Here is a 16,254-nt window from a genome sequence, read left to right as displayed (position 1 = left end):
GATTAGAACATGTTTATTCAAAAAAGGTACATCCGCTCGTTACTCTCTCTTCCTCTGGCAGGCCTGTTATTCATGCTGCTGGGGACCCAGCAGATCACTGCAGCCCCTGTCGACAGTCTGCTGCCTGAGCGAAGTGAGCAAGAAATCAGTCAGAAATGGACACAATGGATGAGTAACAAGGACCAGACAGCAACATTCACACAAAATCCTTCGACCAAGGCACCTTACGTCGCTGGTGTAGTAAGTAATTCCACATTAGAGCAGGCTCTAGGTGCAGCCAACTTCTATCGTTATCTCTCCGGTCTGGATGGAGATCTCGTTCTGGACGCTGCACTCAATCGTCAAGCCCAACATGGAGCGGTCGTTGTGTCTACCGGAGAATTGACTCACTTCCCGGCTCGTCCGGCAGATATGGCGAAAGACTTTTTTGATCTGGGAGCCAAGTCCACTTCCAGCTCCAACCTGTACGCTTCCTATGGTGCTCAAGGAAACCTTGCAGTCAAAAGCGTTGAAGCTTATATGGATGATTCGGATGCCAGCAACATTGCTGCACTCGGCCATCGCCGCTGGATTTTGAGTCCGCAACTGAAGAAAGTTGGTTTCGGGATTGCATCCCGGGACAACAAAAACTATGCTAGCCACTTCAGCACCATGCAAGTGATGGATACGAGCCGTTCAGGAAAACTCAATTACAATTACAACTTGTACCCTAACAAAGGGGCATTCCCGATTGAGGCATTCAATGTGTCACAAGCCTGGTCTGCACAGCTGAATCCGGACGTCTTCGTGAAGCCTTCCAATTCGGAGGTACAGGTGGAGATCGTGCGTTCATCGGATCAGAAAACTTGGGTATTAGGAGCGAAAACTCCGGTAAGCAGTGATCCTGCAAAGGCCTTTTTCAATGTAAATACCGATGGTTATGGATATAACTACGCTGTCATTTTCCGCCCGGATAACTTGAAATCCCTGAAGGCAGGTGATACGTTCAACGTTCGCATTACCGGTTTGAAAAAGAAAGATGGGTCCAAAGCAGAAATTTCATATCAGACACGTTTCTTCTCGGTTAGTAATCCTTCACAAGAACCTGTAACCGATCCACAGAATCCTGGGACAGATCCACAAGACCCTGGAGCAGATCCCCAGAACCCAGATACGGGGAACGAGGATTACCTGGATAACCATCTGATGCAGTTCGAATATACAGCGGATCGTACGCTGAAAGTACGGGGAACACTCACGGCTTATGCAGGCAAAACATTCTCATTCCAGATCCACGGTCCTTCACCTGACGAAAAACATATTCGCACTGAAACGGTGAAGCTGGACGCTAACGGTCGGTTCAGTCTAACTGTTCCTAATCTGGGCGTGTCAGACCTGACCATCTACTTGCAAGTGGACCCAAGCTTTATGTATCTGATTCCTACAGCAAGTAATTCAGACGTTACGTATTACTTTGAATAGAAGCGAAGCAAGAGCATAGGAATAAACTAAATTAGAATGAAGTACGACCCGAGTAAAACCTAAAATCTAAAAACAAAAACAGTCGGAATCTCTAGGCATCCGACTGTTTTTGTTGTTTATGATAGGAACTTTTGTTTACTACATAGATCGAACTAAAGAATATTTACACTTGCCACTTCGATGACAGAACAACCTACTGATCGCTACGTTCACGTGTAAACGTCTAGTTCAATTTATAAGCTGTAGTGCAGATTAAATTCAAAAATATCTAAGTATACTGTTCCTTGAATTCATTCATGTATAGAACCTCAATACAACCTGACCAATTCAGAATCGAACCAATAAAATCCTGTATGTCTAGTCCCTTCATTTCATACGTTTCTGCTGTATTTACTGTACCCGCCGCATCTTCAATCAGGGTTACTTTAAACCCCTCATGTTCAGCATTAATTGCTGTGAACAGACAACAATACTCCATGTTAAATCCAACAATGAATACATGTTCAATCTGATGATCCAGCAGCCACTTTTTCAGCTCCGTATTACTAAACGCACTCGGTTTACTTTTCTCCAGAATAGGATGTTCCCCAGTATCGACAACAATCTCCAAATTGGCACTTTTCTCATAATAGAGAGAGGATTCTTCGTTGACCTGGTCCAGATGTTTGGTAAACACAATAGGCCAGTTCATCTTTTCAAAAATGGTAATGACAGACTGAATCTTCGCAATTGGAACAGTTACATCCCTTAGACTTGTGAGCCCATATTGCACATCAAGTACAATTAACCCTTTATTCACCCGGTATCTCCTTCCATAGTAGGCTTGTCAGCCGCAACACTCAATTTTTGCGTTTCTTTTCCAGTGCGATCTCCACATTTTCTTTCACCCGATACTCCACAATCCGGCGGATGAGATCCTCGGGCAATGGCTGATCCAGCGGAAACTGGACTGATCCCTTTCCCCCTTTATACTTGGAGAGTTCCTCCTTGAAGGCTTGAATTCCCCTGGGAGCAGGGTAAAACCCAATATGATACTGGTATGCGGCAAAATGAACCAGATTCCCATGCTGTGCATACGTCGGCATCTTGTAACTGATCTTCTCTTCGGCGTTCGGAGCCGCTTCACGAATAATCTGTCTTATTGCCTGTAATCTCACCTGTACATCAGGTGCAAACTCCGAGATATATTCATCTACCAGCACAGAATAATGGTTACTCTCAGCCATCTTGGACTCCTTCCACCACGGATACATCAATGGATTCGTGGTACGGGCATATTTGCTTATATTGTACTTCAAATGGACAAGCGGAACAGCTATTTTCCTGCAACTTGCAATGTTAAATTTGATTTTTAAGTGAACTAAGCCTTATAATACGTTTAAACAATTAAACATTATAACGGAGTGAGCCATGAACGAGTCGATGGGTAACCAAAAAGTTATTGATATTTTCGAGAATCTAAGTCCTTATCTTCAAGGTTTGGGAGATCCCGTTCGCCAGCGAATCATATCGCTGCTCATTGATCAAGAGAGCATGAACGTATCACAGATTGCAGAGCATGTCCCTATGTCACGCCCTACGGTCTCTCATCATTTGAAAATATTACGTCAATCCGGACTGTTAACGGTTCAGAAAAAAGGTACAGAGATGTATTACAAGCTGGAATTCAACGATGCGATCGAATTGCTCAAACAGCTCGTTCATCTCGTGGAAGTGGAATGTCAGAGCTAGCGCATACCGCGCTGGTGAACTGCATTCCTTTTCTTCACTCTATTACGTTTAAAAGTTTAAACATATAAGTACATAAACATATCAACGGAGGTTTAACGAATGATTAGAAAAAAAGTTCTCATCGCTGGAGGCTATGGTGCTGTAGGTGCACAGCTTGCTCGCATTTTGCATGATAGGCATCCTGATCTTGAATTGGTGCTGGGAGGTCGATCTGCGGGTAAAGCAGCACCTTTTCCATCCAATCGTGTCCAAACAGTTGTTGTTGATACCAATGCGGAAGATCCACTAATTCACGCAGGAGAAAATATATCATTAATCATTAATGCAGTGAACGATCTGGATGATCGGCTACTGGTATCAGCAGTGCGGAGAAAAATTCCACTCATCGATGTAACACGCTGGACTGAGGTATTCAATCAAGCGATCCGTACAGTAGAGCAGGAGCAACTTCATGCCCCTGTAGTGCTGTCCTCTGGATGGATGGCAGGAACAGCCTCTCTATTTGCCATGATACTTTCTAACTCGCTGCAACATGTCGAAGTAAACATTCATGCCTTGTACTCGCTGCGAGATAAAGCCGGGCCTGATTCAGCAGCCTTCATGGATCGGATGAGTATTCCTTTTCAGGTAACTGAATCGAACACGAACCGGCTCGTCTACCCCATGACAGATCCGATTAAAGTTCATTTCCCGAACGGGTATACGACCCCATGTTACAGACTGGACACACCCGATCATGTCACTTTGCCTCATACGAGTCATATCGATTCCGCTAGCTTCCGCATTTCATTTGATAGTAAAGTATCTACCTATGCACTCGCCGGATTAGTAAAAACGGGTGTATGGAAGATGATCAGTGGTGAACGATTCCAGCCATTCCGGCGAAAATTGCTCTATAATCCGGGGATCGGGAGTGCACATCATCTCGTCATTCAACTGAAAGGACTGGATGCGAAAGGGAACCAGGTTGAACGAACGATGACGGTCTCTGACCCACTCGGTCAAACTCATATGACTGCACTCGGCGCTGCGGTGCAAGCCGAGAAGATACTGATGATGCCTGCGGATGAGCCTATGGCTCCAGGCGTCTATTATCCTGAGCATCTGTTCGATGATCGAATGGACATGGATGCGGTTACTCATTTTTTCAAACAATACGGCGTTCAATTATCTTACTCCTAATATCCAGACACAACAAAAATCCGCGAAGCCGCTCACTGCAACAGTGGGACCTTCGCGGATTTTACGAATTATAATGAAGGGGTATGGCGCATCCAAGTGAAGGCTTAAGCTTAGAATTATAGCGTCATGGCTCGACCATTGCGCATCAGATAATCTTCTTTCGCTTTGTAATCCGGCATGATACTTCCAATACGCCGCCAGAAAGAGCGATCATGATTCATGTGGTGAATATGGCAAAGTTCATGAATGATGACATAATCGATCACTTCCAGTGGTGCCATCGCCAGGCGATAATTGAACGTCAGCTTTTTGTCCCAGCTACAACTGCCCCACTTGGTGGGAGAATCTACGATCTCTACTGACTTTGGCTTCACCTTCAACTCTTGCTGATAGCGTCCGATGCGCTCCCCAATCATGCGTTTACACTCGGCAAAATAAAACTTCTTCAGATTCGCTCGCAGCTCCTCTTCTGTAAGCCCCTCTACAGGGATTAATTCATGCAGTGCATGCTCCTTGCCAAAAAGCAAAAACTTCCCTTTGCCCTCATCTTCGTATTCCTTGGCTTGAGGACCGTCGAGCGCTTGCTGCATCAGAGCAGATTTCTTCAAAATCACATCCCCGTGCTGCTCTACAAGTTGCCGGATCATGTCTTCACTGGTACCATTGGGTGCTTTGATCGTTACCATGTAAGGCAAGTCCATCGTGATGGACACTTTCTTGCGTTTGCCGTATTCAATATGACAGTTAATACTGTGATTATTTAATTCTATAGTTAACATAACGCGCTCCGCTTCTGAAGTTATTCTTTTAACCAAATCAAATTGTATACCATCTCCGGCTATAATGCATACTGTTCGCGATATATATATTCTTGTTGTATTTTTATACATCATTATGTATTATTATTTAATTATGAAATCGGAGGTTGGTTATGACGCATACTATAGATTCAGAACACAAAACCATTGAAGAACTATCCCTTAACCACTGGCAACCCTTGTCCACCTTACTGTATGACGGTTGGGTACTGCGTTTTGCCAAAGGATATACCAAACGTGCCAACTCCGTTCAACCTATCCACTACTCCACTCTGGATGTGCATGAAAAGATTGAAGAATGTGAGCGCATCTATGCTTCCAATCAGTTAAATACCATATTTAAGATCACGCCGTTTATTCAACCGGATCATCTCGACCAGCTTTTGCAAGACAAAGGGTATGCTGTTGTAGATCTGACCCGTGTCCAAACTCGGAGCCTGGATGACATCAAAGAACCCGAGCACCAAGCTGTGCAGATTGACGAACAGTTGACCACAGCGTGGCTGGATCACTTTTGTAGGCTAAATCAGGTGAACGATCTGCAACGGGAAACGACAGAACTAATGTTGAACAATATCCGTACACAAGCAGGTTTCATCTCGCTGTTGATCGACGGGCAAGTCGTCGCGTGTGGGTTCGGTGTAATTGAACGTGGCTACATTGGATTATATGACATCATTACAGACGCTAACTTCCGGAATCGTGGACTTGCTGAACAGATGATCCTGCACCTTCTGCATTGGGCAAAAAAACAGGGCGCTACCTCCAGTTACCTGCAAGTGGTTGCGAATAATGCACCTGCCTTGAAGCTTTACGCTAAGCTGGGTTATTCGGAAATCTATAGCTATTGGTACAGAGTCAAAGAATGGAATGAGTCCTGACCATGCTCAAACCAAAAACTGCCCTCCTTCTAAAAAGGAAAGGCAGTTTTTAATTTGTCTTCGTGATTGTCCAAAACTCTTCACATCGTTCAGCAGTACCCCCTGCGCTTTTCTACAAAGGCAGTTTCACCAGCACCTCATATTTCACGCCGGCTTGTATGTTCTTGATAATGTGGCCTTCAATCCGTTGGTCGTCAACATGTACCTCAATTGTCTGGACAGATGCATCCTTCTTCATGTTTACATGCAGCTCAGCCCCGCGGAACAAACGTGTAACCGATGCCTCGTTCCAATCTTCTGGTAACTGCGGACGTACTTGAAGTCCTTGTGCATGACCTTGCAGTCCAAACAATCCGTCGATCAGGCAGCGATACACCCAAGGCACCGTGCCGGTGTTGAATAGATGACTGGAGCGCCCGGCTGTACGTGGGAATTGACGATAGGCTCCGCGATAATAATTCGGGATAAATACGGGTAGCTGACCCCGCTGGAGAATATCCTCGGCATCAGGGCCAGGGATCATTTTACGCAGCAGACGGTACGCCTTCTCCTTCTCGCCCACCAGGTACAACGCATAAATATAGAACGCCGCCGCATGATTGTACACTGCACCGTTCTCCGCACTTCCTGGATGTTTCTGCGTAACACGGCCTACATCTTCCCGCATCGCTGTGAAAGGCGGCGCGAGCTTCTCGACACCATATGGCGTCTCCAATTGCTCCTCTACCGCACGTATTAACTTCTCCTGCTTCTCCTGATCCGCAGCACCGCTCATAAGTGCCCAGCTCTGAGGATTGATATAGATGCGTCCTTCCACGTCTTTGCTTACACCAAACACTACGTTATCATCCGTAATTCCGCGGGCATACCAGTCCCCATCCCACAGATAATCATTGGCTACCGCATTGGTCTGATTGGCTTCCTGACGGAATTCCGCTGCAACCTCGGCATGCCCTGCCTGTTCACCAATATCTGCCCACACATTGAATGCATATGCCGTCGCAATGGTCAGCCAGCCGGATACGCCTTTGCCTTTGTATCCCACCATGTTCATCGGATCACACCAGTCACCCTGATTGATATAGTTCAACCCACGCGCATCCCGCTCATGGATCAACCAGCGCATCGCAAGATTCATATGTTCCAATACCGAAACCTTCTGTTCACTGTCTGTAAAAGCAACCTGTTCCTCCAGAATGCTATAGTCATTCGTTTCATCCAAATAAGTCTTCATACAGACCGGAAGCCAGATACAATGATCGGTATGAGGAACCTGGTTAATATATTTCAATTCTGCGTCCGGGTGTAAAATAATGCCGTCTGGCATCGCGCCGCTTATATGCTGCTGAGACAAAGCGGTCAAAAACGCAGCGCGTGCAATCTGGGGTTGAATATAACTCATGCCCATGTTGTCCTGCAAATAATTCCGCGTCTGCGGATCGGTTGTCAGACGATTGGTTTTGCCATGATAGTACATCTGGCGAGGTAACCAGTGATTCACGACATTATCTAGCCAGCTGTCCGGTGTCTGGATCTGAATGTTTCCTTGCCCTTCCGCAATATAACCAGCATACTCCTGCTCGGCTGCGGTGAACCCATCCTGTCCTTCTTCATTCTGCTTCACAAAATAATGCTGACGAATGCCCTCAATCTCTGTCTCATCATGAGCCGGGCCAAAGATGAATCGATACGCCTGCTCCGCTCCCGCTTTCAGTTCGACTCTATATTGCAATACAGCTACAGGTGTCTCGTACCGTGCATCTCCACCAGCCAGTGTCTCCGACTGAAGAGCAGAAGGATTATGAAGTCCGCCTTCGCCTTCAAAGCTCTCATGATTTACTTCCCAGCCGGTCGGCTGGTGATCTGCAAGCAGATAGGTTTTGTCGCTGTAATTTTTGATTTTGCTATAATCCTGATATTTCTGATACGGCGTAATCGCCGAGCAGACAATGCCCTGCAAATCTTCCACATATGAACCGGATTGGTTCATCCAGGACATATAACCGACCGTATAATATGGGTAGATACTAAGCTTGCGTTTTCTCGAAGACAGATTGGTTACCTTCACACGCCATAGCTCCATAACATCTTCTTTCGGCAGACGCAGAGACATCTCGATGCATATATCGTCCTGAATCACTTTCCAGTGAATATCATGTTTACCGACAGCGAACGTATAGCTATCTGCTTCCTTGCGAACGGGTTCATACGGGGCGGAGAAGATTTCCCCGCTTACTTCATCTTTAATGTAGATAAACCGTCCCGGATGGTGGGCATAGTATGGCTGCTCCGGCTGCATAAACGTCTTGGCTTCCAGGTTGGGTGCATACGAGTATTTGGCAGGTTCGGGTTGCATGAACTGGGCCACCGCGTATCCCCGGCAATTCACATGAATCATCATCTTTTCATTCCAAAGGAATCCGGATGCCTTCGGTAAGCTTGTCGGGCTTGTTAGTTCAACATATTGATTATCTTCCGTTGCTTTAATCATCACTGAACCTCACTTTCAGATAATAGAGTCAAAAGACAGAAAACGTTTTAGGTAACTTGTATACAACTTTGTTCATTATAACACGGTAACGCTTACAAAGAACTGAAAACTAAAAAAGAGCTGCGAAACTCAGCTCCGATTACGTTCCAATTGTTTCTCGATGCCCAACCTGTCGATCTGTATCCAATACTCTGCAATTCGTTCGTTTTCCACTCGGTATACCGCACTGGCAATTTCAATCACTGGGAGGTTGGTTGGGCTGTATCCGTCCACTTCGCCAACATGGGTACCTGTTTGTCTCCAGCGCACATAAACTTTGTCGCCTTGCGTCAGCAACTCCAGAACTTCGAGTGAAAACTCCCCGTAAGCTTCGATCATCTCTCGCACATGATCCGCATAATCGGAAGGTGTACGGGTCACCGTGACCTCTCGAGCCTCTAAAAAAAGATTCTGACAATCTGTGTTCTGCTGTTCTACAGGACTTAAACTAGTAAAGGAAATTTTGATTACAACCTACTATAGATATAACGTTGAGCCCAAGAAATAAATCCATAACAATAAAAAACTCCATTCACCTTCATCGGGAATGGAGTTCTTTGTTTTATATCCAACGTTTACGGGCTAACCGTACCGCCATTCGCATTCAATGTCTCGCCGCTCACATAACTGGATTCCTGGCTTGCCAGGAAGACAAATGCCGGAGCCATCTCGGCAGGCTGTCCTGCCCGACCAAGCGGTGTATTGGAGCCAAAATCAGCGAGCTTCTCGATTGGCTGTCCACCCACGACCTGAAGCGGAGTCCATACCGGGCCTGGTGCAACAACGTTGACACGAATCCCTTTGCTACCCACTTGTTGGGCCAGAGCTTTGCTGAACGTGTTAATCGATGCCTTCGTTGTCGCATAATCCAGCAGGATTGGCGAAGGTTTGTACGCCTGAATCGATGATGTGTTGATAATGGAGCTACCCGGTTTCATGTGTTTTACCGCTGCTTTGCAGAGCCAGAACATGGAATAGACATTTGTTTTGAACGTCGCATCGAACTGCTCGGTGGTTAGATCTGCAATCTGCTCTACAAACTGCTGCTTACCTGCCACGTTAGCGAGGATATCAATCCCGCCAAGCTCTTTTACCGCAGATTCAATGAGCTCCTCACAGTATTTCTCATCCTTCAGGTCACCTGGCTTCGTAATCGCTTTGCGCCCTGCTTCCTCAATCAGCTTCACGACTTCCTGTGCATCTGCTTCCTCTTCCGGCAGATAGGCCAGAACGACATCTGCACCTTCACGGGCAAACGCAATCGCTGCCGCCCGGCCAATTCCACTGTCAGCTCCGGTCACAACCGCTTTGCGTCCCGTTAAACGTCCGCTTCCCTTATAACTTTTCTCACCCGCATCGGGAACAGGAGTCATCTCACGCTGGAGCCCCGGCTCATCCTGTTGCTGTTTCCACTCCGGTGTAGCCTTCGGATATTGTGTCGTTGGATCTTGCATGGTGTGTTGGTCTTGATTAGCCATGTTCAAATTCCTCCTCGGTGATTTACATTGATCACTACGATCACAGAATAACCTTACGATCGCTGTTATCCCCAGATTTTTTTCTCTCCCTTATTTAAGGGGAAAATCCGGGGATAGCGTATGCTTCCGATGTAGCTTTCTTGCAGAAAGCTTTTAGGCGAGCACTTCGTTTCTTCAGGTTATTTCTGTGCTCTTCGTTATCATGTAAATGTTAAATTTATGTTCAGAAGTTATTTTCATAAATGTTGCACTCTTTCCTTTGTAACCGAGATGGGTGAATTTTAAACTAAGCCCGCCAGAATTCCTGACAGTCGTCTAGCATTGAATTTCCTCTAACTGGAGATTGTATAATAGAACATGAGGTGATCTCGTTGAATGCAAATAAAGAACCCTATTCCATCGGTGAAGCAGCCAAACTGATCGGCTCCACGGTGAAAACGATCCGTTATTACGATGAGATTGAACTGTTACAGCCCTCCAGTCATACGGAAGGCGGGCATCGACTCTATACAACGCAAGACCTGTGGCAACTCGAACTCATTACAACACTCCGTTATTTGAATTTCAGCATACCGGATATTCGAAAACTCATGTCCGGTGAACTGGCGGTAGCACAGGCGTTAGATCTACAGATTGAGGCCTTGGAAACCCAGATCGGCACGATGAATTCCATGCTCTCCATTTTGCAGCAAGCGAGGCGGCATGAAGAAGACACTTCCCTGCATTCCGAACAGTCTCTCACGTATATCTCCAATCTGGTAGAATCGCTAACGGCCAATGCAAGCAGGCGAAAACAATTCGTTGCTACCAAGGTGGATGAATCTCATCTGCTGGACAGCATTCCGCAGGATTGGAGAGTTTCGTTTCTACACTTTTTCGATAAATACATGATGAAAGATACGAAACTGACGGCTCAGCAAACACTGGCCTGGAAGGAAATTCAGGAGCTGATCAACGATCCGGCCTATTGGGCTGATCTGGCTAGGTTGGAGGTTCCGTTCTTCATTATGGCGAACCAGCCACAAGTTGAAGCGGACGTCTGGGTCAAAAAAATGGAGGCTATTCGCATTCGCACGACCGAAGCTCTGGATAAGGGGTGGGCCATCGACAGCCCTGCTGTGCAAAGCATAGCGTGGGACTTTGTGTTGATGTATGCCAGTGCTGAGCATGCCGAAGCACCTGAAGTATTTTTTGGCAAACAGGCCCGATATATGCTGGACTCCGTGACTGATCGCATTCTGCGTTTTAACAAGCTGTGCAAGGTGATGAATCCCGAATGGAGCCAGATTGTAGATGGCATTAACCTGTTGCAGGAGGGCATGCGGTTACGTTTAAAACAAATGGAAGAAGACTGAATTTCAGTCTCCTTCCATTTTTACGTTTAGCCTTTTTTCAACGAATAGGACTCATGTTCTCCCACGGCCTTGTCCATATGGAGCGGTTGCCCTTTCAAATAGTGGTTGAAGAAATCAATCGTTGTAACGTTGACCAGCTGTTGCGTCCCCCGTGCATCTACACCCTGTGTCCATTCGAGCAGTGGAGAGATCAGGTAGAGATCGGAGAAACTCAGATGTTTGGTGTTGGTCAGCTCCATCCAGTAGTTCCCTCCTGCGGTTACCGGTTCATACCGAGCGTACACTTCCTCATAATATTTCTCGGCTTCCGGACGGGTCGTGCCCATCGCAGCAATTTCCTCGTCACTCATGACACTTGTGCCTGCAACGGTTGAATCTGCACTCATCATCAGGAACGGCTTACCCACACCTTCGGCAGGGATACGCTTCTCGCCAAACAATACACCATCCATATTCATGCCTGCTTTCACACGTGGATCATCCATTAACATCTGTACTGTCGTTGCTCCACCAAATGAATGCCCAAACATGCCGATATTGTCCAAATCCATATGTCCTGTAAAGCGTCCAATCGGGTCCCTCTCAGCCAACTTCTCTACCTCATCCAATACAAACTGTGCATCCTTCACCCATGTCTCATTCAACTTGTCCATGTAACTGAACTGCAGCTGCTCAAAGCCTTCTTTTCCTTCGGATTCAAACTGCGCCACACGTCCATCCGGGAATACGGATACCAGACTGCTATACGTGTGATTAATACCTACAACAATGTAACCTTGACTGACCAGCTGCTCAACCTGGAACGTATTCTGATTTTCATAACCATGTAGACCATGAGAGAAAAGAACAACCGGATACGTGGCTTCGGCATCAGATAACTGAGCTTCCTGAATCGCATGCGTTTTGACCTGACTCAGACTGGAAAATAAAAGCTTTGGCAGTTTCAGCACTTCATTGAAGGCTGTCCCGTAGATCTCCGGCTTATTAACATAAGGGGCTGTTGCTCCCTCTGCTTCTGGATTTGTCGGATACCAGATCTGTACCATCAGCTCCCGTTTCTCTCCGGCGTTACTCGTCAGAAGTTCCTCCCGGCTATTATCTGTCAAGTCGTAGGATACCGTTCCGATTCCATAAGGGCCTGCTGGCTTGGCAAACGAGAACACCGGGAACAGCAGCGGTAAGCCAATGCTCACAACAGCGTATACCAATACCAGCAGAGACGTTGAGATGATTCGAACACGTCCGAGTTTCCCCGCCACAGTCGATGTGGAAGCGGATGCCCTGGAACCTTTACTGTTCGGCAAGGTTGCACCTGACTGCTGCTGGCGTCTTGCCTTTGTAAATAACACAACCATTGGAACCAACGTGAGCAGATATGCCGGGATCATCGGCCAACGTAGTCCTTCGACCACACCATGGATGATCAGCAGCACGCTCGATATGGCGAATCCACCCCATGCCATTTTCCGAAAATGTTGATGCTCTCTCCCAATCCCGATTACCCCCACGAACATAAGCAGGTTGAAAATAAGATAAATCCATTCTACTGTCCTCATAAGATGTATGCCCCCTTGTCTGCCGCGAACTGATCTTGTGTGGCAGAATCTTATATAAATTGAACTAAACATTTACACGAGAACGTAGAGGACAGAAATAACCTGAAGAAGCGGATTCGTTCGCCTTTATCCCCAGATTTTCACCTTTGTAAAATTGAATCAAAAAATCAGGGGATAACAGCGATCAGAAGGTTGTTCTGTCATCGAAGTGGCAAGTGTAAATAGACTTTAGTGCAATCTTTATAATCCCAATCTTAAAACCTCCAGTTACAGGAGATTCAAGCATGAATTTGTGACAAAAAAATGCACTCCCTGAATGTCGCTGAATCACCCGCAGGCTCTTCAATCATTTCAAGGAATGCATGTATAGTATTACGATATAAGTTGATTTCTGAATATTAGACTAGCGATCTTCGCCGCCATCTATCCGTTGTCTTGTTCCGATGCCAAATGCGTAATATCCAGCCACCACGATGGCCATGAACGTAGCTCCTACAATCAGGGGTAAGCGCGTATCCGGGTTAAACGCCATACCGATGATGACGAGGATCAGATACACAATAATAATGTAATTGCTGATCGGAAACCATTTGGACTTGAAGTTATGATCTGCCATCTCGTTGCCCCAACGCTTTCTGAATCGGAACTGACTGAACGCCAGCGCGAACCATGGAACCATACCCGGAAGAACACTTGCGCTATAGATGTACAGGAACAGCTTGGAGTCCGGCATCAGGTAGTTCAGCACAACCCCAATCAACAGTAAAGAAATCGTAATGACGATACTGTTGCGGGGAACTCCCCCTTTGGACAGCTTTTTGAAAAAGGCAGGTGCCTGCCCATTCTCAGCCAGCGTGTATAACATCCGTCCCGCACTGTAGATCCCGCTGTTGCATCCCGACATGGCCGCCGTGAGTACCACAAAGTTAATGATTCCCGCTGCAGCCACAATGCCAACTTTGGCAAAGGTGAGTACAAACGGGCTGCCCGTCTCGCCTACCTCGTTCCAAGGGTACAAGGTTACGATAACGAATATGGCACCAACGTAGAAAATAAGAATACGCCACACGATATTTTTGATCGCTTTACGCAAGGTGTATTTCGGATTTTCCGCTTCGCCTGCTGTAATACCGACCATCTCTACCCCTTGATACGCAGCCGTTACGATACACAGCGCGAAGAGGAAACCTTTGATGCCTCCAGGGAAAAAACCACCATGGCTGAACAGATTCGACAGACCAATGGCCTGCCCCCGATTGCCCCAGCCGAAGAAGATGAGCCCCGTTCCGATCACGATCATCGCCACAATAGCCGTCACTTTGATCATCGCAAACCAGAATTCAAATTCCCCATAGAACTTCACGGCCGCCAGATTCGCCGCCGCAATGATGAGCACTCCAGCAAGTGCTGGCAGCCACTGCGGAATATCCGGGAACCAATACCCGACATAGATACCAATCGCCGTAACTTCCGCCATACCAACCGTAACCCACAGGAACCAATAGCTCCAGGCGGTCAGGAATCCGGCAAGCGGACTAATATATTTGTGAGCAAATGTAGCAAACGAACCGGTTACCGGCTCCTGAATCAACATTTCACCCATAATACGCATGACAAAAAAGATAACGATACCGGCCAGTAAATAGGCCAGCAGCACGGATGGTCCTGCCCATTTGATCGTACTCGCCGATCCCATGAACAAACCAACGCCGATTGTACCTCCGAGTGCAATCAGCTCTACATGGCGGGGCTTTAGCCCTCTAGATAGTTGCTTTGACTCCAAACGATTCTCCCCTTTTCTTGTGTACAGCTTCCTGATGTAATCTTTAATTTTCATATTCACATTAACGCAATGCAGAATTGCTCCACCAAATTGTACGAGATGTGCGGCAGAAATACAACAAGGAATGTGAGGAAACGGATTCACTACACATATAGATATAGGATAACCGCTTAATACATATGGCAGTCAGCTCATTCAACAATTCTTGTGGGAACCCCCGAAGGACAACTCACGTATTGTATATTTGGTCGCAATACCGTATGTGACTTGTTCGCTACGCTATTGACCTGCTTATACAAAATTGAAAAATGGGAGGTTCACATGCCTGACTTTTTACTAATCTTATTTTTGTTTAACCTATCTCTCTTCCTGCTTCACGAAATGGATGCCATCAGGCGGTCCGAGTGGAAATTATTTATCGTGTTAAAAGATATGGAAGATGATAAAGCCTACAGATATTTCACTTGGATTCATTTACCTATGTACACGGTCATTCTTTCTCTACTTTTTAGCTCGTATCAAACCATTACATTTTGGGTCCTGGATATCTTTTTCATCATACATACCGTACTGCACTTCTTTTTCGAAAAGCACCCTCGCAATGAATTTAAAAATGGTTTTTCCAGATCATTGATCTACCCTATGGGAATAATCGCTTTAATTCATTTGATATTCCTAATTATCTAATCTGATCCACTATTTACATCTGTATTTTATTGGTATATAGTATAGCCGTTAGGAATGTTAGCGTTAACATAAACTGAATAAGGAGGGGCTCCAATCCGTTTCGAAAAGGTTTTTGGTTTACATCGAGTTAAACTATAAAAACACTTTATTTTGAGAGGATGGGCATTCTATGAAAAAACGCATTAGCACATTTTTTGCACTTATTCTAGGCATCTCCCTTCTGTTTAGCCTGACCGCTTCCGCTAATCCCTCCATCGTAATCTATGGAGGCACCTATTCCAATGCACTCTCGGCCGGGCAAGGCTACGCCTACATTCTTCCTAACGCCAAAACGACCGGTACCAGCGTGAAAATTACGACAAACGCAGCCAATACCCTTCAATTGCATTATTACTGGAGCTACAATAATACGACACTCGATCTGGGTACAGCCATCGTAAACAACAATACTTACTTCGGCGGTTCAGCCTACTACAACCCGGGCACGCTGATCACTGTCGTAGAACGTGTTCCAGGTTCGACAACGGCATACCCTAACGTAGCCTACACGATCTCTTTCAATTAGATCAGTCCTGTATCATCGATCAATCAAACCTACGACCGCTAATTGCGGTCTTTTTTATATTGATAAAACTCCCTCTTCTCTGTGGAAATGGTACACCTAAAATAAAAGGGTAATGAAGAGCAAACAACCTATTTTTCTTAAATGGAGGTCTGCGTATAAGCGGTAAAGAAAACCGCTCTTTTTGAACATACACTTATATAGTAAACTGTTGAAAATGTCTACATTCG

14 protein-coding genes and 1 pseudogene are annotated in these 16,254 nt (G+C 46.0%); 7 read left to right on the top strand and 8 right to left on the bottom strand.

All coding sequences use genetic code 11. From position 1 onward, the window contains the following. Positions 1 to 9 precede the first annotated feature (9 nt). Positions 10 to 1,461: a CAP domain-containing protein gene (locus MKX75_RS04055; protein WP_339168515.1), complete on the top strand. Its 1,452-nt coding sequence runs from the start codon at positions 10 to 12 to the stop codon at positions 1,459 to 1,461. A gap of 268 nt (positions 1,462 to 1,729) precedes the next feature. Here the strand turns inward: MKX75_RS04055 and MKX75_RS04050 are convergent, their stop codons facing one another. Together MKX75_RS04050 and MKX75_RS04045 are read right to left on the bottom strand one after the other, a co-directional pair. Beyond that, entirely contained in the window at positions 1,730 to 2,260 is a 531-nt protein-coding gene (locus MKX75_RS04050; protein WP_076333379.1) for an isochorismatase family protein, read from the bottom strand. Between the two features lie 40 nt (positions 2,261 to 2,300). Then, complete coding sequence (locus MKX75_RS04045; RefSeq protein WP_076333380.1) at positions 2,301 to 2,687, bottom strand: DUF1801 domain-containing protein; 387 nt, start codon at positions 2,685 to 2,687, stop codon at positions 2,301 to 2,303. Positions 2,688 to 2,871: 184 nt separating this feature from the next. Here MKX75_RS04045 and MKX75_RS04040 point away from each other — a divergent pair, with 184 nt between their 5' ends. Further along, complete coding sequence (locus MKX75_RS04040; RefSeq protein WP_076333381.1) at positions 2,872 to 3,192, top strand: metalloregulator ArsR/SmtB family transcription factor; 321 nt, start codon at positions 2,872 to 2,874, stop codon at positions 3,190 to 3,192. Between the two features lie 99 nt (positions 3,193 to 3,291). Further along, positions 3,292 to 4,374: a saccharopine dehydrogenase gene (locus MKX75_RS04035; protein WP_076333382.1), complete on the top strand. Its 1,083-nt coding sequence runs from the start codon at positions 3,292 to 3,294 to the stop codon at positions 4,372 to 4,374. A gap of 116 nt (positions 4,375 to 4,490) precedes the next feature. Here MKX75_RS04035 and MKX75_RS04030 read toward each other — a convergent pair whose 3' ends face one another. Then, positions 4,491 to 5,153: a SprT family zinc-dependent metalloprotease gene (locus MKX75_RS04030; RefSeq protein ID WP_076333383.1), complete on the bottom strand. Its 663-nt coding sequence runs from the start codon at positions 5,151 to 5,153 to the stop codon at positions 4,491 to 4,493. A gap of 152 nt (positions 5,154 to 5,305) precedes the next feature. Here MKX75_RS04030 and MKX75_RS04025 point away from each other — a divergent pair, with 152 nt between their 5' ends. Beyond that, complete coding sequence (locus MKX75_RS04025) at positions 5,306 to 6,073, top strand: GNAT family N-acetyltransferase (protein WP_076333384.1); 768 nt, start codon at positions 5,306 to 5,308, stop codon at positions 6,071 to 6,073. A gap of 112 nt (positions 6,074 to 6,185) precedes the next feature. Here MKX75_RS04025 and MKX75_RS04020 read toward each other — a convergent pair whose 3' ends face one another. The 3 genes and pseudogenes from MKX75_RS04020 to MKX75_RS04010 form a co-directional block, all read right to left on the bottom strand. Then, positions 6,186 to 8,564, bottom strand: coding sequence for an NdvB protein (locus MKX75_RS04020; protein ID WP_339168512.1), 2,379 nt, complete (start codon positions 8,562 to 8,564; stop codon positions 6,186 to 6,188). Between the two features lie 129 nt (positions 8,565 to 8,693). Continuing rightward, positions 8,694 to 8,993: pseudogene (locus MKX75_RS04015) on the bottom strand (ester cyclase); the annotation flags it as partial. Positions 8,994 to 9,178: 185 nt separating this feature from the next. Next, the gene (locus MKX75_RS04010; protein ID WP_062836304.1) at positions 9,179 to 10,081 is read right to left on the bottom strand and encodes an SDR family oxidoreductase; all 903 of its coding nucleotides are present in this window, start codon (positions 10,079 to 10,081) and stop codon (positions 9,179 to 9,181) included. 371 nt (positions 10,082 to 10,452) lie between these two features. Between MKX75_RS04010 and MKX75_RS04005 the strand changes: the two genes are divergently transcribed. Then, the gene (locus tag MKX75_RS04005) at positions 10,453 to 11,436 is read left to right on the top strand and encodes a MerR family transcriptional regulator (RefSeq protein ID WP_339168510.1); all 984 of its coding nucleotides are present in this window, start codon (positions 10,453 to 10,455) and stop codon (positions 11,434 to 11,436) included. A gap of 26 nt (positions 11,437 to 11,462) precedes the next feature. Here the strand turns inward: MKX75_RS04005 and MKX75_RS04000 are convergent, their stop codons facing one another. Further along, positions 11,463 to 12,992, bottom strand: coding sequence for an acetylhydrolase (locus MKX75_RS04000; RefSeq protein ID WP_339168508.1), 1,530 nt, complete (start codon positions 12,990 to 12,992; stop codon positions 11,463 to 11,465). Positions 12,993 to 13,395: 403 nt separating this feature from the next. Continuing rightward, entirely contained in the window at positions 13,396 to 14,775 is a 1,380-nt protein-coding gene (locus MKX75_RS03995; protein WP_339170331.1) for an amino acid permease, read from the bottom strand. Positions 14,776 to 15,096: 321 nt separating this feature from the next. Between MKX75_RS03995 and MKX75_RS03990 the strand changes: the two genes are divergently transcribed. Both MKX75_RS03990 and MKX75_RS03985 read left to right on the top strand, forming a co-directional pair. Beyond that, positions 15,097 to 15,462 carry a DUF6713 family protein gene (locus MKX75_RS03990; RefSeq protein WP_339168507.1) on the top strand — a complete coding sequence of 122 codons (366 nt, stop codon included), beginning with the start codon at positions 15,097 to 15,099 and terminating at the stop codon, positions 15,460 to 15,462. 169 nt (positions 15,463 to 15,631) lie between these two features. Further along, positions 15,632 to 16,027: a hypothetical protein gene (locus MKX75_RS03985; RefSeq protein WP_062836300.1), complete on the top strand. Its 396-nt coding sequence runs from the start codon at positions 15,632 to 15,634 to the stop codon at positions 16,025 to 16,027. Positions 16,028 to 16,254 lie beyond the last annotated feature (227 nt).

The sequence above is a fragment of the Paenibacillus sp. FSL R5-0341 genome (assembly GCF_037975235.1).
Classification (GTDB): Bacteria; Bacillota; Bacilli; order Paenibacillales; family Paenibacillaceae; genus Paenibacillus; species Paenibacillus amylolyticus_A.
Note: the sequence above shows the minus strand (reverse complement) of the source record. Positions and strands in the feature narration are given on the sequence as shown.